The 656-nt window shown below is 66.6% G+C and carries 1 protein-coding gene; it reads left to right on the top strand.

Annotated elements, in window-relative coordinates:
• On the top strand, positions 1–656 hold a 656-nt coding region (locus ACI3KW_RS23185), incomplete at both ends, for a PTS transporter subunit EIIC (RefSeq protein ID WP_404850052.1).

The following is a 656-nucleotide window of genomic DNA, read 5'->3' as shown; positions in this document are numbered from 1 at the left end:
CAACGCACTGTCGGACGCCTTCATCAACTTCCTGCCGCTGGCTCTGGCCATCACTGCGGCGCGGTACTTCAAGGCCAGCGAGTTCACCTCGCTCGCCATCGCGGGCGCGCTCCTGTACCCGACGGTCACCGCGGCCACGGGCGCACCCGACCTCACCTTCTTCGGCATCCCGTTCACGATGGTCACGTACGTCTCCAGCGTCATCCCCGTCATCATCATCGTGTGGCTGCAGAGCCACGCCGAGAAGTTCCTCTACGCGAAGCTGCCCGGCGCGATCCGCCGCTTCGTCACGCCGATGATCGTGGTGCTGATCGCCGTGCCGCTCGTCTTCGTCGTCATCGGCCCGATCTCGGGCATCCTGAGCGGCTGGATCGGCAGCGGCATCGGCTGGGTCTTCGAGACCGTGCCGTGGCTCGGCGGCGCCATCATGGGCGGCTTCTGGCAGGTCTTCGTCATCTTCGGTCTGCACTGGGGTCTCGTCCCCCTGTTCACGCTGGAGTACCAGACCACCGGTCAAATCCTGCTGGTCGCCCCGATCTTCGCCGCCGTTCTCGCACAGGCAGCCGCCGTCGCCGGCGTCTGGGTGCGTACGCGCAACAAGAACCTGAAATCCCTCGCGGCCCCCGCGACCCTGTCGGGGTTCCTCGCCGGCATCA

This window comes from Devosia sp. ZW T5_3 (assembly GCF_044987315.1).
Lineage (GTDB): Bacteria > Pseudomonadota > Alphaproteobacteria > Rhizobiales > Devosiaceae > Devosia.
The sequence above is the reverse complement of the archived record's forward strand: the minus strand, read 5'-3'. Positions and strand labels throughout refer to the sequence as shown.